Below are 20,446 nucleotides of genomic sequence, written 5' to 3'. Positions count from 1 at the left end.
CTTTGGGTTATGGATGGTCAGGGCTCAGAGCCTGTTTTACTCCAATCCATGTTCTCTGCGGATGTTATACATACCCTGAACAAGCAGCTCAGATGGATCCCGGTTCAATTGCAAATGGGTCAGCAACAGATGAAGCGGGAATGCACATACGTTATTCCCATCGGTGATCGCTGGAAATCCAGCCTCGAAGACTGGTCCCAATTTCTCGTTCCAAGCTAGCCCGACATGCACTTTTTCTGGAGCAAATTCTTGGGTAATTTCCTCAATACAAAGCGGAACTAACACATTGTCAATGATCCCTTTTGCTTCTTCTTCACTTGCTGGTGGTTTTGGAAGTGTTTTGCCTCCCTCAATTTTCATCAGCTCAACGAAGAATGAGGCCATCCATGCTGCCGGATCCTTACCCGACTGGAATCTTGCAATTAACTCGCGCAGAAAAAATCCGCAGGAATACACCTGATCTAATTCAGTTTTCACGTGAAAAACAAAAACAGGACCGTAGGCTTCCATGTTCAATACTTGTCCTTCAACATCTTTAAAGTGTACTCTCAATGCTACAAGGCCGTTATGGTGAACAGCCTTTAGCAGCTGTGCCATATCCTCTTCAGACATTTCTGTATTATCATTTACTTCCTCATTCTCATTTGTTATTTCATTTTCATTAGTCGTCTCATTGTTCATTTTATAATTCCCTCCCATACCTATCATACCATCTAGCGAATTGAACGAACACTTTATAATAGAACAATTTCTACCAGATTGCAGAGAAAACAAAAAAACGGCAGCTTTGCCGTTTCTCTGTTCGTCTCGCTGGAGCTCAATAGCTAGATCATATCCCTTACTTTCTTCACTATTTTACCAGTTAATTGATTAATATCCCCCTCATTTAACTTATAAGCTGAGGTATCTTTACGTGCAGGTTTGTGATCTGCCGATATCAGATCTGCGATATGCTGCTCGATGAATACAACAGGATCTGCTCCAGTTCTTTTTCTGAGCTCCCCTGGCACCTTCGGATTTGGACCGTCAGCTCCGCCACTGATTGAAAGGTAACCATACTTTTGCGGATTTTTCTTCAAATCCTTTAAATAGGCACGGAGCGGTGTGGCCACTTTCCCCATCCAAACCGGTCCAAAAAATAGGATAATATCATATTTTCCTATTTGCTCAGGCTTCGGTTGAACCAACGGTATCCTGTCAAAAATCATATCGAAGGTAATCCTACCGAGTGTTCGGGGTTTGGCTTCCGAGATTCGGATATGTTCAGCCGACAACGCATTCGCCACACTCCTTGCTAATGCTTCATTATTACCTGTGAATGAATACGAAATGACTGCAATGTTCATATAAATTCTCCTTAAAATGAATTATTTCGTCTCCGCCTGCTGTAGGGCATTTTCGAGTGCCTTAAGATGTATTTTAGAGGTAAGCGTTGCCCCGCTGATAACGTCCACCTGAAGAGACTGCGATTCAATCACATGACTAAACAAATCACCAATGCCTAGACCATCCTTCAGTTCAGCAGGGTTCCCTGTTTTGTCCAAGGCACCTTTGAGTATTTTTATATCTGTCAGCCGTTCAGCAGATATTATTGCCCTCACCTTGGTATCTCTGGAATGATCTTTGATGCCAATGTATTCCCCCACATAGGTACCCTCCCGCAGATTCTGTATATCTATGACGTTGATAGTAAGCTGCTGAACCTCATGCCTTCCCGGAGCAGTCAAGAGAATACCACCTATCCAACCTATGACTGTAATCACGCATAGAATGCTGAGAACAATAATCCATTTATTGAATTTTCGCTTTTTTCCTCTTCTCTTACTCACCTGCTTGCCTCCTCCTTTGGATTTCAATTTCGAATGAATATTTAATTATTCATTCATTATACAAGAAAAAAAAACTGCACCATAAGTGTATTAGGGGCAGTCTGTCAAACCCTTCATGATTAGTTCCAGCATATTGTCCAGAAGTTGTGGAAAGTGCTCCAGCCCGATTTCTTCCTTGTGGGTTTCCACATTAATCATTGCGGCGAAAATCATCATAATCATTTTACTATCCATATCGCTGCGCATTTTACCATCGGCTTGCCACTGCTTAATGATTTCATGGAAGCTATCATACAAGAAGTCGTTTACCTGAATGTTGGTTTCTTCCCGGTACAACTGTTCGATTTTTGCGAAAACACTTTTGTTATACCATTCCTTAAGAATGGGGTTGGCTATCATACCTTCCAAATTAAGCGCCATCATCTGCCGTATTACTGCCAGTGGGCTTTGGCTCATATCGAGCGATTGCATACAGCTTTTTTTGAGCTTTTCGTTTTCCTCTAAAAAAATATCCATAAAAAGCTTTTCCTTAGAGGGATAATAGTTGTAAAAACTTCCTACAGCTATTCCAGCCATTTTGGTAATGCCAGAAACATTAGTATCTTTAAAGCCTTTATTGCTAAATAGCTCTTTCGCGCATTCGTATATCTTTGTTTTTTTGTCTTCCACTTTTCGTCTCTCCGTGAATGAATAATTATTTTTTCATTCATATCATAGTGTTAACAGCTTGGTATGTCAATGCAAAAATAGATCACCAAAAGCATTAACATCTATAGCATCACCCAAATTAGGTTGGAGTGCCCTCTTATTGCGCAAGAATTAGAAAAATTCTGACTAATCATTCTAATCTTTGCCAAAATGCTTAATTACAACATTATTAAAAATCGCGGTGCCACCTTCAGAAAACAAGGTAATGCCTTGATCATTTATTTCCGGGAAAATTTCATTAGAAAATACAATTTCACCATCATCTATAAAAACTTCAATACTTGTTCTATCCACAAGGATCTTCAGATGCACTTTTTTCTTGTTCACATCAAAGGGGGCCTTGCTTTCAAGATATCTGTCACTCTTATCAGGTTGTCCAGTAAAGGCTCTGTTAACATAAGAATATTGTCCTTCAACAAACACTCCTACATCCACATGGCGCGTCTTATCTGCTGATTCACGAAGTCTTAAGCCTACATTGGTAATCTCTGACCAAGATAGATCTGCATCGAGCTGGTAATTTTCACCTGTGATATCAAGTGTTGACGAGCCGTTCACTTTTATTTTTTGCAAGGAATCCGTTGAAGTTACCATTTGATCTAATGCTTCGATGGGCTGTGATACTAACTGATACGATTGCTCTTCATCTCGTGTTAATTTTATTTGACGTACGATTGAATCCATTCCGTTAAAACCTTCGTTAAGATTGGGGGTAACATGAGGGTAATCCCAATTATTCATCCAGGCCAAAGCATATCGATGATTGTATTGATCCTTATCCTTTCCCTCTTCAAACGTTACAGCACCATACCAATCAAATCCATAATCTAGCCACTGTGGTTCATGATAATCCGTGATAAATTCATTCCCATTAAAATCTCCAGTCCAGTAGGCATACGTGTTGGGTTTACCTATCGACTTACCATTTGCACTGACCCCAAGAACCCATTTATAAGTGCCATCATTCGCCCGCATCATATAGAAGTCAGGACACTCCACAATTCCGATATTTTCTGTTTCGAAGCCGCTTGTGTAGTGCCAATCCTTTAAATTGTCAGACTCGTAAAAGCCTACTTTCGTACCTTCGGCTAGTGTCATCACCCATTTATGAGAATGTTGATCCCATATTATCTTCGGATCTCTGAAATCTTCTGTGCCCGGATTTGGCAAAATAGGATCATCACTATATGATTTAAACGTCAGCCCACGATCCGTACTGAACCATAAATATTGTTCTTGCTTCCCCGCCTCTGCAGAGGGCTGTGTTAAAATCGCCACAATTGCCCCTTCGCCAAAACCTGCTGTATTGCTATCGTCAACAACAACAGATCCTGACCAGGGATCACCATTGGGTGTTGTATATTTTGGAATCGCAACGCCTTCATCTGTCCAGCTCACCAAATCCGTTGATGTGGCATGTCTCCATTCTGTACCATTTCCATCCGGGTAATCAGCATTATAGAGATAATAGTAATGATATTTACCATCAAAATAAATGGGCTTCTGCGGATCGTTTTTCCAATGCTCAGGTACAGTGAAATGATAGCTAGCCCGAGTGGTAGGTTTATGATCAGGAACGTCGGTCCCCGGCTTATTCTTCTCTCCAGCGCCATAAGTTACTAATACTATTGTCACAATACAAATTAAACAAAGGATTAATATAGTGATTCCTATCATTTTTTTCTTATTCAAAATATACCTCGCTTTTTTCACATTGCTTATAAAAAGAAAAGTAAACGCCAACTACATCGGCATTTACTTTGTAAATAATTAATACGGTTTGTTACCTTTAAGTGTCAATTGCCCTTGTTCCAAAATGCTGTTCGGTATAACTGAAGTCTTGGAGCCTTTAATATTCAGCACAAAGCTTGGGGCAAAAGTGGAATGATGATCCCCAAAGTAACCTCTATTCGTCATGTAACTTGTGATGACTACATTATTCCCTTTCACTTGCGGAATCGCAAAGTGAGCATAAGTCCAGGTAATATCATAAGGATTAAGATCTTGATGGAGGACAAGTCCTGTACCATTTAATGGTTTATACGGTCCGTTTAAAGAATTAGATACGTACCCGAGCATGTAGATGTCTTCATCATCAATGCCATCAATGAACATTTTAGAACCTCTTGAGCTTGTGAACAGATACCACTTGCCATTCAATTTAAATATGTTCGCACGTTCAATTTCATCTGTCACGGTATTGGAGGCAAGTAGCGGCTTCATTTCTTTTTTGAATGTATAATCATTATTTAATTCAATGATACCAAGCGCACCATTCGCGGTTTCCGCAGATGTTTTGTCAGCACTGCTTAGTAATTTCTTTTTCTCCGCTTGGAAGAAGGCATTGCTATTACCATAATAAGCTTTGTTAAAGAGAGATTCTTCACCCTGGTAACCCGTAGTTGTCCCTGTATTTGCTTCAAACACAAGATACTTGTGGCCTTTATCCTCCACATAGTGAGGATCTCTTAAGGTATGATTATCGTCGTAATCGCCTTTGCTGAAACCGGTGATATCAAGACTTTGATAAATTTCACCTTGATTACCGTCATAGATGGATTTCATATCTTCTACGCCATCAATCTTAAGGGTATCCCCATCCGGGGCAGAGACATTAATTTGAGCTGTAGTTAAAGTTTGTTTCCCGTAAAATCCGCGATCTGGATCCCAAGGATGACGATTGGTGTAGAACAAGCGAACTTTGCCATCAGATGTCATGGTTGCTGAACCGGACCATTCTTCGGCTTGATTGTTTAAAACATAATCATCAGGTACAAGTTTGTCACTATCCTTAAACACCCGGCCGGCATTCTTCCAGCTGCTGATAGAGTTGTCTCCTTCTTTCTTATAGAACAAATAAATAAATGTGTCTGATCCGTTATTAGGGTCGCCCGCCAGACCAAAAACAATTTGATACCCCTTATAACTTGCTGCAGTTCCATCTGCATTTTGCAGCGGCCAAGTATCCCAAACATCCATTTCAATTTTGTTTCCATTCTCATCGAACTTAACGGCTGCAGGAATGTTCTTAATCGTTGAAGCATCAAATTTTGGGACTTGGAATTGATTACTATTTTGTTGTTTGGGTAATTTCAACATGTCAGCGCGAGTGATATGAGAGAAACCGTAGTCATTGTACTCCGGCTTGTTCGGCTTGTTATTTCCTTTCGCAAAGGTTTGAGTAGCTCCACCTAACATTAAAGCAGCTGTAAAGGTTAGGATTGTTGTTTGTTTAATCATTTTCTTGAAATTCATCATCTAACTCCTCTTATACTTTAAATTTGGGTTTCGGTCTTCCTTTGTGCTGTTCCCCTTTTAAATTCTAATGAAGAGTAGACGTTATGAGTATGTCGTGAATTGATGCATTTACAGGGTTATATTGATTTGGTTTTATTACTTCACATGGCTATCCCACGATTTTTGAAGCTCTTGAAGCAATTGATCCCGATTGATTTGCTCTCCTACATAAGCTTGCATAAGATAGCCAAACTCCTCTCTTGCTCTGGGAGGGAATTTGAACCAATTCCAAGATAATGTTTTCTGCTCATCGACGTATCGCATAAGATCTTTTACAAGCGCTCCCGAACGGTCCGTCTCTATATTTTTAAAAGCTGAAATAAAATGAAAGCGATCCTTCATGAACTTTTTCCCTGTTTCCGAGGAAACCATCCAGTTCAAAAACTTTTTGGCTTCCTTCTTCTTTTCTGGCGAAGATTCTTTATTAACAGCCCAATTATTAGATATCCCTACTGGCAACGCATTGTTTTCGGCACCATCATTAATAGGCATGGGTAAAAAACCGATATTCATATTCGGCGATATTTGATCAATTTTAGACTGAACCCAATTCCCTTGTTTAAGAATCGCCGTTCTCCCTGTTGCAAATAACTCAACTTCCGAATTATAATCTGTTGTCAAAAAATTTTCGTTACCATATTGTACGGTCAAATCCAGCATCCGAATGACATCTTTAACTTCCTTATTCTCTCGAAAAGATTGTGTTCCGTTGTTTAACCCTTGAATAAAAGCATCCGGCTCCTCCTGTTGTGCAATAGCAATATTCAACAGAAGTACAAAAAACCAATGATCGGAATACCCAACAGAAAAAGGAGTCACACCTATAGCCTTCAGCTTTTTCGCCGCCACTTTTAATTCAGTAAACGTTGTCGGGAGAGGAGTAACCCCAGCCTTTGCGAATAAATCCTTATTATAAATAAAACCGTAGCCTTCAAAATTGATCGGCATCCCGTATATTTTCCCGTCCATCTTCATCGGTTCTAGCGCCTCGTCATAAGCCTGTTCCACCCAGGGTTGATCCGATAAATCTTCAAGATATCTACTCCATGCCCTCGCTTCTTCATAACCGCCATTTGGAAAAATATCCGGACCAACATTGGCCGCAAACCTCGCCTTTAGCTCATCAAGGTAGTTAGCTCCTCCGCCAAAGGTTAGAATTTCCACGTTAATATTCGGGTTTTCCTTTTCATATTCCTTAACCATCTGCTCGAATTCTATAGAAATTTCCACTTTAGGATTCAGTACCTCCAAAGTGACTGTCTTATCCGCTACCTTCAAATCCGCTTCCTTCAGTGGACGTGTATGCGCACCACATGAAGAAAGCGTTAGCGTAATCAACCCCACGATAATCATTTGAACCCTTTTTATTTTCATAATTCCCCCAGATGCATTCAACAATGAACTTATGTATTGGCTATCCTGACTTCCGCGTCTATTTCTCTTGCTCCCTGTGAATTACGATATTCAGCAGGCGTCATACCGACGTTTTTTTTGAACAGCTTAGAGAAATAAATCTCATCTTGATACCCTAGCTTTAAGGCAATCGAGTACATCTTTTCATCCGATTCCAGTAACCACTGTTTCGCTTGATTTATTCGTAAATGAATGACGTAGTTAGTAAGAGTCATCCCTACTTCTTGCTTAAATCTCCGCGAGATATGTTCTCGGCTCAGAAAAAAACGGGTGGATAATTTGTCCAAACTTAACTCTTCCATATAATGCTCATCAACAAATGCGACAATATCATTCATACGCCTAACATCATCTAAATCCGCCAAACGATGGATTGCTCTAAAATTTTGTTCAGCCATAGACCTTTGTGCAGATTGAAAAGATAAGGATATCTCTGCGAGCGATTGAATGGAAGGGCCACTAACCAAACGAACAGGTATATCAAAATGCTGGGTAATCCATTCCTCTATCGGGAAAAACTGTCCATGAAGGGACAGAATCACACAGACATTAGGATCATTTTGAAGCGTAAATGCATTTCCCCACTCCCGTGTAACCAGTTCTTCGGTCAAAAGCTGAATGTATGGCTCCGAATAATGAGATTGGTAAAAATACATCATGGTGAAGTCGTATACGTCTGCCTGTGGGAGAGCTGAGGCAATTTCGCCTGCATCAAAAGCTTCACCGTTACAAGCAGCAGTAATCTCCCTGTTTAAGCGAAATATTTTTACTTCTTCATAAAATCCGGACTCCATATTGCGACGTTCTCCCTCTTCTTGTTCCCAGGCTCTCAACGCCCCTTCTAAAGTTTCATTCAGCATTTTCTCTTCAATTGGCTTCATCAAATAATCAAAGCATCCCAGCTTAAACGCTTTACGCATGAAACAATAATCGTCAAACCCAGAAATCATAATCACTTTTCCCGGATAGTCTTTAGCAGCCAACCACTCGATTAACTCCATCCCGCTATTTTTGGGCATTTTAACATCTGTCATTATGATCTCTGGAGATTTCTGCTCAATCAACGCCTTAGCCTCGAGACCATTTCTGGCTTCCAGCACTTCGGTAATCCCGTATTGCTCCCACCGTCCCAAAAAACGGATGATTTTTCTAACATTAGACTCATCATCTACAATAAGAGCTTTCATAAACGTTACTTCTCCTTTAGGTAGAGTGGAATTACTAGCCGTACAGTGAACCCTTGTCCCTGCATTGAATCCAGTTTGATTCCCGCTGTGTGATCGAAATGAAGAACCAAGCGATCATGAATGTTTTTTAACCCGATATGTGCAAAAGAAGGATTGCCTTCGTTAACCGGTGTGTAGAGATTATTTTTTAATGCCTCAAGTTCATCATCCGTCACGCTGTTTCCGTTATTTTCTACGACTAGATTCAAATATTCACCTTGTATTTCACCATAAATATGGATGTAAGCTTGTTCATAGCCCTCGTCATAACAGTGCTTAAAAAAGTTCTCAACGAGCGGCTGCAGGATCATACTGGGAACCGGAATATCAAAAATATCTTTAGGTATATCAATGGAATAGCTAAAATCAGTCTGAAAACGTTCCGCTTGAAGATTCAAATAAGCCTGTACATAATCCACTTCGCTTTGAACCGTCGCCTTCTGATCCACACGAATCGAGTACCGCATCATTTTGGATAAAGAGGTAATCAGTTGATATACTTTTGGAGATTCAGAGAGTAGGGCAACAGCAGCAATGGATTGTAAAGAATTAAATAAAAAGTGCGGATTAATCTGCGACTTTAGCGCCCTATGCTGATTTTTCCTGTTCTCTATCTCAAGCTTATACTCCCGGTCAATGTGACGGTTGATCCGATTCATCATCTCCTTGATATGTCTTTCTAGAATACCGATTTCGTCCTCCCGCATATCGTCGAATGGGGCATTCATATTCCTCCCCTCGATGCGCTGGACTTTTTGACTAAGCAATTTTATCGGCCGTGTAAATCCATATGAAATGATTGTTATCATTATCAAGCCCAGTCCACCTACAACCACACCTACAATGATGTTTGTATAGGCGGTTTTCCTTACATCTTCAAATAAAAAAGAGCTCGGGGTTACCTTAGCAAAATGCCACTCTTTTATCGGTTCCTGCAATGTTCTAGTAAACACAATATCTCCTTCTGGAGATTTAGTATCTGCCTGTGCCGGACTTATTTTCCTTTGCAGTTCATCAGGAACGGTTTTGCCTATCCATGTTTCATCACTGGCGTAAATGACATGATCCTCCGCATCGGAAAGCCACACGCTCTCTTTATTTTTCTGTAGAAAATGATTAGCGATATGAGCAATCTTGTCCAAATCAATATCTATAGTGATGACGCCCAGAAATTCCTGCGTTAGGACATCCACAATTTTGTGATGAACCGTCAAGACCATCGTTTTATCCGAAGGAGGCATAATGGAGGTATCGTTATAGTTCTCAATCAGATGCGGAGCTTCAATAAGATAATTGCTATTAGAGCTCATCAGCTTCTGAATGGAAGCTTGCTGTAATAAATCCGGATTCCTTTTACGGGAACTTAACATGGCATTATAAACTGTAAATGAGCTTTTCCCTTCGTTTATGAATAAACGAATCTGACGAATTTCACTCCTCATGAGATAGAAGTTAGTCATACCCAAATTAATTTCAAGCTGCTTAAAATAAAAATCTTCTTCTAACCCTTCTTCAAACACCCTGAATAAGTCTGGATTTCGGTATAAAATATATGGAAGATTAATGATTTCATCAAAATATTGCTCTAGATCGGCTGACGCCTGCTGAATTTGCTCTTGGCTGTTCTCAAGTTCATGTCGTTCCACATTCTCTTTCGTCTGCCGATAGATCAACAACACGGATAAAAAATACGGTAGAATTATAAACACAAGCAGCAAGAATAATAAGCGCTTATGAATGCTTTTCAAATAAATACTCCTCTGTAAAAATTTCGGTTTTCAGCAAAAAATCTAATATCAGGTTTTATATTTTCACAAATATCCAACACAAAATCAAAATACTTGTTGCTGAGCAACAAGTATTTTTGCCGGATCCATATATGACAAACGCCAATCGTTTATTACCCAGATTATATCCATATGAAACAACCGTAAAGAAATTTCCGCAAATTAATCAGCTATTTGAAGATTGAAATAATTCCCTGCACAATGGGCTTCCAAAGATGGGGGTATTCTTGCTGAATTAACTGTCTTACCTCCTCCCCCTTGATGTCGTTGAAATTATTATCTTGAGTAATAAAGGTATAAGCACCTTTTACGGTATCCCCTATAGCTATATGCCCGCTTGCATATCCACCCATTGCAATATGGGAAGCGATAGAGAGACCACCCAAGGAGAACATACCTACAGCTAAACCTCCAACAGCAAATATCCCCAATGCTATTCCACCAACGGCCATTGTACCCGCCGCAATGCCCCCAACGGCTAACAAAAGCCCTAGAGCCAGACCTGCAAAGCTGATGAGTCCTAAAGCAAGCGCACCTAAACATAATCCGCCCAAAGCAACAATACCAATGGATACAGCACCAATCGCAACATTACCTATGGCAATAACCCCTTTGGCAACGTATAGCCCCCGTCCGATATGGATATGAACCAGAGGAATTCCAAAGCATGTTCTCTTACTTTTGTACTCATAATGAAACAAGGAATTCAGATCTACATATACGGGGCTTGCGACATGCTCTGCTTTGGTATCGCTTGAAGCATCCTTCACCAGATGATCCAAACTTACGTGAAATAATTCACTTAAACTAATCATCTTATCCATTTCGGGATAGGATTGACCTGATTCCCACTTAGACACGGCTTGCCGCGAAACACCAATCACCTCCGCCAAGTTCTCCTGGGACATTCCTCTCTGTTTCCTATAGCTTTGCAATTTATTTGCAAAGTCCATTCGCCATCACCTCATGCTCATCATATTATAACGTTCTGTAATTGACTACCTATCTACCCTTACATACTGTCAACCACTGGTTGCACAGCTGATTTTGCGGGCTTTTATCCTCATTAAACGTTCTTGATTCCCCATTCTCCCTGTTTCCGGGCAAGATGATAGCGTATAATATACGATATAGAATATTCATCAGAGGAGACTATAAAACCATGAAATTGAGTATGAATTGGATTACGCTTCGGGTCCGCGATCTGGAGGCTTCCCTTCATTTTTATAACCGGATACTGGGGCTACCCATTGAGCGTAGATTTGAAAGCAGTGGAAAACAGATCGTCATGTTAGGTCTGGAGGGGCAACCCAAGATCGAGCTTATTCAGGGAAGTGACCCGGCTTTGAAACCGGAATGTGGCGTTTCTGTGGGTTTCGAAGTGGAGTCACTTGATGAAGCGATGGAGAGTTTAAAAAGCCAAGGTATCCCAGTAGCGCGCGGACCAATCGCCCCCAATCCCCACCTGCGGTTCTTTTATATCCTGGACCCGGACGGGTTTGAGGTGCAGTTAGCGGAGCATAACTAACGTTTATCAAGCGCGTTATTACCTCAAAAAGAAATAGACCGCCCTAACCAAAGGTAGCGGTCTATTCTGCCGTGTAAAACCTAACCCCCACTCTTAAAGCAAGGCTTTATTCAACAGCTTTAGTTGATCTTTTTTCAGTGAAAAAGTAAACCAAAGCCAATAGCGGCAGGATCACTCCGATGAGTGAGGCGAAGGTCCATCCCCCATAGGCATAAGCCCAACCACCCAAAGATGATCCAACGGCTCCACCCACGAAGAAAATCGCCATAAAGATCCCATTAAGACGCCCCCTCGCTTCACTACCCAATGAATAAATCACACGCTGTCCGAGTACAAGATTTCCGGATACGGCCATATCCAATGTAATCGCGGAAATAAAGAGCAGAATGAGAGCAAAAGTTGAGTGGCTATGGAAAAGATGAATTAGTAAAAAAGACAAGGTGGCAATGATCATGGCCAGCCCGGTTAACCATTTGCTCCAACCTTTATCTGCCAGTCTTCCAGCAATCGGCGCGGCTACAGCCCCACCAACACCTACTAAAGCAAACCATGCGATACCTTGCTGCGACATTCCAAAATCATCCGCCAACCGCAACGGAACCACCGTCCAAAAGAGACTAAAAGCTCCAAATAAACAAGCTTGATATAAGGCACGTCGGCGCAATATAGGCGTTTGTTTTAAAAGGGTGCCTAAAGAGACAATTAATTTACCATAGCTTACCGAAGGTGCAGGTTTACGTTCAGGAAGAAATCGCGACAGCAGAATGGCTAACAACGTGATGACGACCGCTGAAAAAATAAACACGGCTTGCCATCCCCAGATGCTGGTGATAAAGCTTGCCACTGGCCGGGCAAACATAATGCCTAGCAAGAGTCCACTCATAACATTACCAACCACACGGCCACGCTGCTCTTCAGACGCTAAATAGGTGGCATAAGGCACCAGGATTTGGGCTACCACAGAACCGGTTCCTATAAACAAAGATGCTGTCAGGAATAAAGGCGCATTAGCTGCGAAGGCTGCAACCAGCAATGCACCCACTGCAACCATTAACGTGATTATCGTGAGACGCCGATTCTCAACAATGTCACTCAACGGCACGATAAATAACAAACCTACAACATAACCGATTTGAGTTAAAGTGACGATCAAGCCTGCGGCTGTAGAAGAAAGTCCTGTCGAGACACTGATAGGTCCAACAAGGGTTTGAGCATAATAAAGATTGGCCACGATAAGCCCACATGCGGCTGCTAACATAAACATCATCCAACTTGAAATGTGGTTCTCTTTCACCGCTTGTTCTTTTTGCATGTGAATTCTCCTCAGATGGTCTTAATAATTTAAATACTGTACGTTCAGTTCACTAATTCATGTTTAAATAATATACTGAACGTATCGTTTTGTAAATAGGTGATAGTCATTTATTTTTTTAGGTTTTTTTAGTATACTGAACGTATAGTTTATATTTTGATTGGAAACAGATTAATGAAAGGGTGATTTCAGATGGAGAGTAAACGAGGGCGTCCGCGTAATGTTGAGACGGAGAAGTCTATTCTTACCGCATCCTATGATTTGTTATTGGAAAATGGTTTTGGAGCAGTTACGGTGGAAAAAATAGCGGATCGTGCCAAGGTCAGCAAAGCTACGATATATAAATGGTGGCCTAACAAGGCTGCCGTGGTGATGGATGCATTCCTATCCTCCGCTGCGGACAGACTGCCCGTACCTGACACAGGTTCAGTATTTGATGATATTCTCATGCATGCAACGAACTTATCCCGGTTCTTGATTAGTCGAGAGGGTAAAATCATTACGGAGATCATTGGCGAAGGACAGATGGATTCAGGTTTGGCGGAAGCTTATCGGACCCGATATTTCCAGCCTCGTCGGCTTGAGGCACGGCTGCTTATGGAACGGGGTGTTCAGCGCGGGGAATTGAAGGATAATCTCGATATTGAAGTAGTTACCGATCTTATTTACGGGCCGATATTCTACCGCTTGCTGGTGACCGGCCAACCCATAGACGATGCTTATGTGCAGCAGTTGGTGAGGTACGCTTTTCAAGGAATACGTAACTAACGGGAACGGTAATGGAAAAATAGACCGCCCTCTCTCACCAGAGATGCGGTCTATTTCTGCTCGTAGTACTATAAAAGGTCGGCCTGGCGGAAGGTTGAGATACAACGGACCGAGGTGCTCTTATTTTCTGATTATGGGGCGTTTTCCCAAGATATCGGACTCCTACGCACTTATTTAGTCTTTTCAAAGCAAAATACTGCTACTGGAGAGGAAATAAGTGCGCTACGGTCCGATCACCCGACTAATTGCACCGAATATAGAAAACAAGAGCTATACAGTCCGCAGGATCATAAGTGGGTGATTCGAACGGACAGGAGCTCAGTTTCACTAATTAAATCAATTTCCAACGAAACCTTTCTGCTGCAAAATGTCTCCCGTATCGTTCCATAATTTATTTTCCATTACCTTATCTCCTCCCGGTTGTACGGGTACAATGGGATTGCCTGTCCCAACGTTAAAATATCCCCCGGTGCTCTCTTGATACTTAGGATCGGTCATTAAACGAATAATGATCTCAGCTCCTTTACGAGGATCGCCAATACGAAAGAAATTCAATAAGTGCTTAAGCATCGAAGAAAACCAAAGTTCACGCCCGAGACCTGTAACATTAAAACCTGGATTCAATGCATGAACGCTGATTTCCGTTCCCGCCCAGCGACGTGCAAGCTCACTGGTAAACATAATATTTAACAGTTTGGTTTTCCCATAAATCTCAGATGATCCTCTGGAAGTAAAAGAAGCTGTATTGAGCAAATCTTCTGGCAACTTTAGCACTCCATGCCGGCGTGAAGCTTCCGAAGCAACATTTATAATTTTTGCATTTCCTGCTGCTCTCAAAGAACGTTCTAAAGTATGCGTCAATAACCAAGGTGCAAAATAGTTCACAGCCATCATTTCTGAGAATCCATCTGCAGTTATCCGCTGTTCAAACCCATGAAGCCCTGCATTATTTATTAACACATCTATCTTCGGAAAAACATTAGATATTTCTTGTCCTAACCTAGTGACATCCTTCATTGAGGATAGATCTCCGTAAAAAAAACTAATTTCGGCTGCTGGTACGCTCTCCTTTATCATTTTTCCAGTTGCTTCTGAACGCGTATTACTCCTTGCAGTCAGAACAAGATGGGCACCCTGCTTTGCCATTTCAAGTGCAACGAGTTGTCCCAAACCGCTTGTAGCTCCAGTAATTACAATAATCGGCTTTGTCATCATCTACATTCTCCTTTATATAAGGAATTCATCAGGGGCAATTTCATTTTGACAGCGTATTGTCCAAATCATATAATTGATATATATCAACTATATGACGATGGTTGATATATGTCAACTTTATAGATGTATAAAGACTTTTGAAAAATACTAGGTTAGGTGGTTAAAACAATGAATGCCGAGCGTAAAGACACGTTGAGAGGGCAATTAGAACTGAAGCTAGGTGGACAAATTAGTGCCCTTATTAGCGCTTCGCATGCCCTAAATGTCAGAACTGCTGCCGCTTTCGATTCATCTGTACAACCTGCTGCTTTCCATATAGTCCGTTGGCTGTACTCCTATGGTCCAACAAGTGCCTCTGTATTGGCAGAATCTACGGCTATGGATCGTAGTTCAGTCAGCCGTCTCATCAAGCAACTCGAGAATTTGGGTTATATCAAAAGGGAAGACTCCCCTAACGATCGTCGAGCTATACTTCTTACTCTCACTGATCTTGGACGACAAAAAACCTTTGACGCGTTACAGGATAAGGAGTTCATATTTTATGAGCGCATAGCCCAATGGGATAATCAACAGCTTGAAACCTTTATCGAAATGCTTCAGGAGTTTAATGGATTTAATGATAATTAATAAATGGAAACAAAAAAAGAAACAGCATCTTGCTGTTTCTTTAGATATGGATTGTCTGTAATTGGAGTCAGCAATTGTCACTGATGTTCATGTTCGGCATGTTCATTATTGCATTGCTCAACTACCTCAAAAAGAAATAGACCGCCCTCTCGCAAAGGAATGCGGTCTATTTCCTGACTAAACTTCCGAAGCCGCTTTTATCTACCCAAACTATACCACGATCAAAACCAAATAAAAAGTCACTCTTCCCCAAACAGCAAAGAAACGGCATTTCTGCCGTTTCTTTAAGATGGACTCTCAGGGGCTCGAACCCTGGACAAATAGATTAAGAGTCTACTGCTCTACCAACTGAGCTAAGAGTCCATATGATGTTTGGTGGAGCCAAGGGGGATCGAACCCCTGACCTCATCGCTGCCAGCGATGCGCTCTGGCGTGATGGTCAGGAGCACTGCCCTATAGAAATTGCAATATAAAGGTTTTTATCTAGTAATCAAAATCTATCTTTCATTTCAAATTCTTTATATTGATCTATAATGATGTGTGTCATATCAGTACCATTATCAGTCCAACATATGAACCATTCTTCTTTTCTACTGCGCTCAGACATCTTCTCCATATAAAAATCCCATACCACTGTTAGATCGTTTTCTCTTAAATATTTTTCTAAATAGTCAGCTCTAAATAACAAATTACTTTCATATCCCATATACTGAGAATCAAAGGCAACTAAATTATTCTCACTATCTTTCCAGATTCCCTCAGAAATTTGAAATAACATAAAAAACTTAACTAAATTAGCATTTGGTAAAAGGTAACTACATGAAGTTCTTTCTCCAGAAGCAGGATTGATATTTGTCTCCCACAGATATTCCCATATTGCATCTTCACAATCGATATCTTCAAATTCATTTTCAAAAAACATATCAGAGAACGATGGATGCCAATAATGTTCAAATGCAAATACACTATACGCACTTGCCCAAGAAACACCTAAATTTCCTTTCTTTTCTGATTTCACAGCAATATATTTTTCTTTATCTGAATTAGATAAAAACACTGCCTTTGCCTTTATGCAAAATTCATCCTTATCAACAAAATTTTCACCATTATCTCTACTTTGGACAAGTAATTGGGCTAAAGATATATATTTATTACCTTCATACTCAATAAATATAAATTTATCAAGCTTATTAAACTCTTCTTTATTTTGCGCCCACATTTTATATGGTTCATATGGCAAATATGATTTAATTAAACTTTGCTTATTATTATCTATCGTTGGGTACTTTAATAAACTAGGATCAATGTTTCTTAGGAATGGATTCCATGGTCCATTGTATTTCTTGTAATATTCTTTCTTGATTCCGAGGAAATGATCTTCTTCTTTTAAAGTCTCTTCATTTTCTTCTGATACCAGTTCTATATCTTCTCCTGTTTGAGTTTTCAATATTTTATCCATGTATGAATATATTTTTTTATTTTGCAAATCCTTATATTTTTGATATTCAGGAGTATATAACTTTACTTCTTTGTATATAGGATAATTATCTGTTACTTTAGCTAATAACTCATACAATGCAATCCATTGATATTTTTTACCAATACGCTCTACTAGATTTTCATGTCTATTATATTCTCTAGAATTTCTATCATAATAACCATGTATTTTTTCATCATAACCATAGTCAATAACCCTCATTGTAGCAATATTGCTTAAATCTTGGTCATTAAATTGATTTCTCCAATCATATAATACACTCCCAAAAACATACCTTCCAAAATCTCCATAAGCTCCAGTTCCTCTTCCATATTCAGTTGTCATAGATCTAATAATCCGATCGAATCCACAAAATTGCTCTCCTGTTACTTGTTGCATTTCTTTTAACTTTTCATCTACGTCTTTTAATGTATATGTTTTTTCATACCAGTTACTCGAATATGGAGGATTAATCTTTTTATATTCTTCAAGTTCAATAATCCCTTTACTTCCAGCATATAAAATAATACCTCGAGCATAATCTCTAATTAGTACATTCGGATACACTTCATCTTGATCAAATATTTTAGAATAAATAACATCTATTATTTTCTCTAATTGTGGTATTTCATTTGTTCTTAGAATTGCACCATATGCACTTGCAAAAAGTCTTTCCAACACATATGGATCATTAATATCAATAAACCTATTGATATCCTTTAAAATAATCGATGGTTCATTCATATATAGTTTTACTAGAGCCGCGGTAGAAGTATCTCTTAATTTACGGTCTGTACATGTAAAGAGCCAAATTATGGTCAAAGACAGCAACTCAAAATTCTCATACTTAAAGTGTTGAAAGCTTAAGTTTTGATTTAGAATGATCTCTACCAGTCGCGTAGGCACTTCTGGATTATTATTTATAGATATAGTCCAACTTCCATCCCTTATAGACATTGCTAAAGGATAAATGTTACCATGTAAAAATTCTGCATTTAATGGTGATTCTATAGTATAAGACTGTTTTAACAAATTTTCATAGACTAAACTTTGTAAATCTATATTTCCTTGTATCAGACATAAATCAATCCAGTGGAAAGTTCTTTCATTTATATTTTGCACATTTCTCCATGGGATTCCTCGAATAAAGGATTCTGCTAGATCAAAAGTAATTAACTTACTATCTACTAAATCTAGCCATTCTAATTTTAATTTTTCCGGAACAACTATCGAGAGACTCTCATAAACTCCATAATAAAATGGATTATCAGATGACAATATTTCCTCAAAGAGCTTTTTATCTTGCTGATATCTTTCTAATAAAGCTAGGGATATATATATATCTGCAAACCTTTCATAAGTAAAATATACGAAACTTTTACCACTATAGCCTGAATTAATTGTTAAAATATTTTCCTCTTCTAACCCTAAGATTAATTCTCGGTAACCCTTCGTAAAGGGACTTGCTACACTATCTAATACTTTATAAAGTTGCTTTATTTCAATATAATGACTTTCACTTTCAATAAACTTTAAAGCAATTTCTTTTAAAATATTATCAACTAGATTTAATGAGTTTGAATATGGAAATCTTTGATCAAGTGATAACCTACTATTAACATTTTCTATATATTTTACTAATACCTCGACTATACTCCAACCTTTATATCCTACATATTCTTCTTGAATTGCTTCACAATATATTTGTAAGAATAAAGGATTATAGCACTCATTTTCTAAAGAAGGGAATGTTACCGGATTTATCCTATAGTAATTAAAAAAAGGCTCTAAAGCTTCCAAACTTAAATTCTTAAATCCCCTGTGTTCTAATTTATGTAAAGGAAATTCTTCTGCAATATTTTCAGGTAAAACGCTTCTTAAATAGTTACTTCTAACAGATAAGACCACAGCAATATTGTCAAATTCTTTAATGCTATTTTAAAAAATTCAGCAAATAATTTGTCCAAAAGTATTTACCTGCTCCCTCATTTAAAGCATCTATAAAAATTACAGTTCTCTTATTTTTCTTATTCGCTCTATCATTAAATTCTTTTAGAAATGACTCTTTAGAACCTTTGTAATCAATCAAATTAAATATTTGTTCAAAAGGATTATCATATGCATTTAAATGCTGACCTAAAAATAAAAAAACACTATGACCTTCTTCTTGTAATCTTTTAGCATTATCCGCCAATAAATGCGATTTACCTATTCCTGCATCTCCATATATCAATAAATATGGCTCATTAATTAATTCAGGTCTTACCATGTCTATATAATCTTTTAATTCTCTTTCATACTTATTTATTGTGGTGATTGGATTCATTATTTCTTCTCTAAAGCTTTTATTATCATCTTCAAATAGCTTATATCTGACCCCTTTAACTTTTGCCATAAAACCATTCATCTCTTCTGAAAGACATTTCAAATTACTGTCTAGATAGAATTCTTTGTTTTTGCAATCACTCATTTTTAAATATTTTAAAACTTTTTCAATAAAATTCATATCACATCCTAAATATTCTCTATATTCATTTAAAACTTCATTCAGATTCACAATACTCGTTTGCAGTTTAAATAATAAATTTTCAAAATTTTGATAAACCTGGTTTTTACTTGCCAACGAATCAAATATCGCGTTAAAATCCGTTTCTACATTCGCTTCTGAATTATATCTTTTACCTAAATCTAATATATTTCTATCTAATTTATTCCCTAAATATTCATCAGTGTATCTTTCTAAATAAGCTCTTTCTTTTATTTCTAGTAAATTTTTCTCAAAGTATTCTTGTAAACTGTGATTACTTTCCACAACACTATTTTGAATATTAGATAAGATACTCATTTCATTTGATTTGAAGCTTTTATCTCTATACTCCTTAAGATGTATAATCAAATCACTAAGATATTGATTTACAACAGGATGATTTTCTATTACTTTTAGATCCACAGATATTCTATAATTGTTTATCTCATCGATTGCTAATTTTGTTAATTGTTGTACAAATGCCTCTTTAGTAACAGAGCTATAAGTAGCTCCAAATACATAGTTAAATATCAAAAGCCCATTCTTTTCATCATTTAAAAACTGTTGAAATGTATTTGAATCAACAAATGAATCTTCGTATTCTTTTTGAAAGTCTTTTATCTTATTAAGTTTCCATTTAATCTTGAATTTATTTATAAATGTTGTACTTATTAATAGCGCTATTTTCCCAATTAAAGGTTTAACTATAAATAAAATATTCACTATTTCCTA

Annotated in this window: 15 protein-coding genes, 1 tRNA gene and 1 pseudogene; 3 read left to right on the top strand and 14 right to left on the bottom strand. The window is 38.6% G+C overall.

The features are described 5' to 3' along the window. Nucleotides 1-36 precede the first annotated feature (36 nt). From NYE72_RS09405 to NYE72_RS09360, 10 genes are all read right to left on the bottom strand, one after another. Nucleotides 37-681 (bottom strand): hypothetical protein, encoded by a 645-nt coding sequence (locus NYE72_RS09405; RefSeq protein ID WP_036679224.1) that lies wholly within the window; start codon nt 679-681, stop codon nt 37-39. Between the two features lie 143 nt (nt 682-824). Then, a complete protein-coding gene (locus tag NYE72_RS09400; RefSeq protein WP_051491057.1) occupies nt 825-1,346 on the bottom strand; it encodes a hypothetical protein in 522 nt (173 codons plus the stop codon). A gap of 21 nt (nt 1,347-1,367) precedes the next feature. Then, nucleotides 1,368-1,829 (bottom strand): FMN-binding protein, encoded by a 462-nt coding sequence (locus NYE72_RS09395; RefSeq protein ID WP_036679218.1) that lies wholly within the window; start codon nt 1,827-1,829, stop codon nt 1,368-1,370. A gap of 90 nt (nt 1,830-1,919) precedes the next feature. Continuing rightward, nucleotides 1,920-2,498 (bottom strand): TetR/AcrR family transcriptional regulator, encoded by a 579-nt coding sequence (locus NYE72_RS09390; protein ID WP_038569710.1) that lies wholly within the window; start codon nt 2,496-2,498, stop codon nt 1,920-1,922. A gap of 174 nt (nt 2,499-2,672) precedes the next feature. Next, on the bottom strand, nt 2,673-4,214 hold the full coding sequence (locus tag NYE72_RS09385; RefSeq protein WP_038574312.1) for a glycoside hydrolase family 32 protein: 1,542 nt from the start codon (nt 4,212-4,214) through the stop codon (nt 2,673-2,675). Between the two features lie 93 nt (nt 4,215-4,307). After that, nucleotides 4,308-5,792: a glycoside hydrolase family 68 protein gene (locus NYE72_RS09380; RefSeq protein WP_339212060.1), complete on the bottom strand. Its 1,485-nt coding sequence runs from the start codon at nt 5,790-5,792 to the stop codon at nt 4,308-4,310. A gap of 138 nt (nt 5,793-5,930) precedes the next feature. Beyond that, a complete protein-coding gene (locus NYE72_RS09375; protein WP_339211727.1) occupies nt 5,931-7,208 on the bottom strand; it encodes an ABC transporter substrate-binding protein in 1,278 nt (425 codons plus the stop codon). Between the two features lie 29 nt (nt 7,209-7,237). Further along, nucleotides 7,238-8,434, bottom strand: coding sequence for a helix-turn-helix domain-containing protein (locus tag NYE72_RS09370; protein ID WP_339211726.1), 1,197 nt, complete (start codon nt 8,432-8,434; stop codon nt 7,238-7,240). Between the two features lie 5 nt (nt 8,435-8,439). Further along, nucleotides 8,440-10,221, bottom strand: coding sequence for a histidine kinase (locus NYE72_RS09365; RefSeq protein ID WP_339211725.1), 1,782 nt, complete (start codon nt 10,219-10,221; stop codon nt 8,440-8,442). A gap of 209 nt (nt 10,222-10,430) precedes the next feature. Then, nucleotides 10,431-11,213 (bottom strand): helix-turn-helix transcriptional regulator, encoded by a 783-nt coding sequence (locus tag NYE72_RS09360; RefSeq protein ID WP_076098504.1) that lies wholly within the window; start codon nt 11,211-11,213, stop codon nt 10,431-10,433. 209 nt (nt 11,214-11,422) lie between these two features. On the opposite strand from NYE72_RS09360, the gene NYE72_RS09355 reads away from it, so the two are divergent. Then, nucleotides 11,423-11,788, top strand: coding sequence for a VOC family protein (locus NYE72_RS09355; RefSeq protein ID WP_051491055.1), 366 nt, complete (start codon nt 11,423-11,425; stop codon nt 11,786-11,788). Nucleotides 11,789-11,894: 106 nt separating this feature from the next. Here NYE72_RS09355 and NYE72_RS09350 read toward each other — a convergent pair whose 3' ends face one another. Next, a complete protein-coding gene (locus NYE72_RS09350; RefSeq protein WP_076098505.1) occupies nt 11,895-13,100 on the bottom strand; it encodes an MFS transporter in 1,206 nt (401 codons plus the stop codon). 192 nt (nt 13,101-13,292) lie between these two features. Between NYE72_RS09350 and NYE72_RS09345 the strand changes: the two genes are divergently transcribed. Beyond that, nucleotides 13,293-13,868, top strand: a complete 576-nt coding sequence (locus tag NYE72_RS09345) for a TetR/AcrR family transcriptional regulator (protein WP_036679201.1) — start codon at nt 13,293-13,295, stop codon at nt 13,866-13,868. A gap of 336 nt (nt 13,869-14,204) precedes the next feature. On the opposite strand, the gene NYE72_RS09340 is transcribed toward NYE72_RS09345, so the two are convergent. Next, on the bottom strand, nt 14,205-15,083 hold the full coding sequence (locus NYE72_RS09340; protein ID WP_339211724.1) for an SDR family NAD(P)-dependent oxidoreductase: 879 nt from the start codon (nt 15,081-15,083) through the stop codon (nt 14,205-14,207). 168 nt (nt 15,084-15,251) lie between these two features. On the opposite strand from NYE72_RS09340, the gene NYE72_RS09335 reads away from it, so the two are divergent. Beyond that, nucleotides 15,252-15,710 carry a MarR family transcriptional regulator gene (locus tag NYE72_RS09335; protein WP_076098508.1) on the top strand — a complete coding sequence of 153 codons (459 nt, stop codon included), beginning with the start codon at nt 15,252-15,254 and terminating at the stop codon, nt 15,708-15,710. Nucleotides 15,711-16,000: 290 nt separating this feature from the next. Here NYE72_RS09335 and NYE72_RS09330 read toward each other — a convergent pair. Both NYE72_RS09330 and NYE72_RS09325 read right to left on the bottom strand, forming a co-directional pair. Then, nucleotides 16,001-16,073: transfer RNA gene (locus NYE72_RS09330), tRNA-Lys, on the bottom strand. A 127-nt stretch (nt 16,074-16,200) separates the two neighbouring features. Continuing rightward, nucleotides 16,201-20,440 (bottom strand): annotated as a pseudogene (locus NYE72_RS09325) (ATP-binding protein). Between the last annotated feature and the right edge of the window lie 6 nt (nt 20,441-20,446).

This window comes from Paenibacillus sp. FSL L8-0333 (genome assembly GCF_037965665.1).
Classification (GTDB): Bacteria; Bacillota; Bacilli; order Paenibacillales; family Paenibacillaceae; genus Paenibacillus_AQ; species Paenibacillus_AQ odorifer.
The sequence above is the reverse complement of the archived record's forward strand: the minus strand, read 5'-3'. Positions and strand labels throughout refer to the sequence as shown.

Coding starts and splice junctions, on each gene's coding strand:
- NYE72_RS09405 (WP_036679224.1), bottom strand. CDS start 681: ATGAACAATGAGACGACTAATGAAAATGAAATAACAAATGAGAATGAG.
- NYE72_RS09400 (WP_051491057.1), bottom strand. CDS start 1,346: ATGAACATTGCAGTCATTTCGTATTCATTCACAGGTAATAATGAAGCA.
- NYE72_RS09385 (WP_038574312.1), bottom strand. CDS start 4,214: ATGATAGGAATCACTATATTAATCCTTTGTTTAATTTGTATTGTGACA.
- NYE72_RS09380 (WP_339212060.1), bottom strand. CDS start 5,792: ATGAATTTCAAGAAAATGATTAAACAAACAACAATCCTAACCTTTACA.
- NYE72_RS09375 (WP_339211727.1), bottom strand. CDS start 7,208: ATGAAAATAAAAAGGGTTCAAATGATTATCGTGGGGTTGATTACGCTA.
- NYE72_RS09370 (WP_339211726.1), bottom strand. CDS start 8,434: ATGAAAGCTCTTATTGTAGATGATGAGTCTAATGTTAGAAAAATCATC.
- NYE72_RS09360 (WP_076098504.1), bottom strand. CDS start 11,213: ATGGACTTTGCAAATAAATTGCAAAGCTATAGGAAACAGAGAGGAATG.
- NYE72_RS09355 (WP_051491055.1), top strand. CDS start 11,423: ATGAAATTGAGTATGAATTGGATTACGCTTCGGGTCCGCGATCTGGAG.
- NYE72_RS09350 (WP_076098505.1), bottom strand. CDS start 13,100: ATGCAAAAAGAACAAGCGGTGAAAGAGAACCACATTTCAAGTTGGATG.
- NYE72_RS09345 (WP_036679201.1), top strand. CDS start 13,293: ATGGAGAGTAAACGAGGGCGTCCGCGTAATGTTGAGACGGAGAAGTCT.
- NYE72_RS09340 (WP_339211724.1), bottom strand. CDS start 15,083: ATGATGACAAAGCCGATTATTGTAATTACTGGAGCTACAAGCGGTTTG.
- NYE72_RS09335 (WP_076098508.1), top strand. CDS start 15,252: ATGAATGCCGAGCGTAAAGACACGTTGAGAGGGCAATTAGAACTGAAG.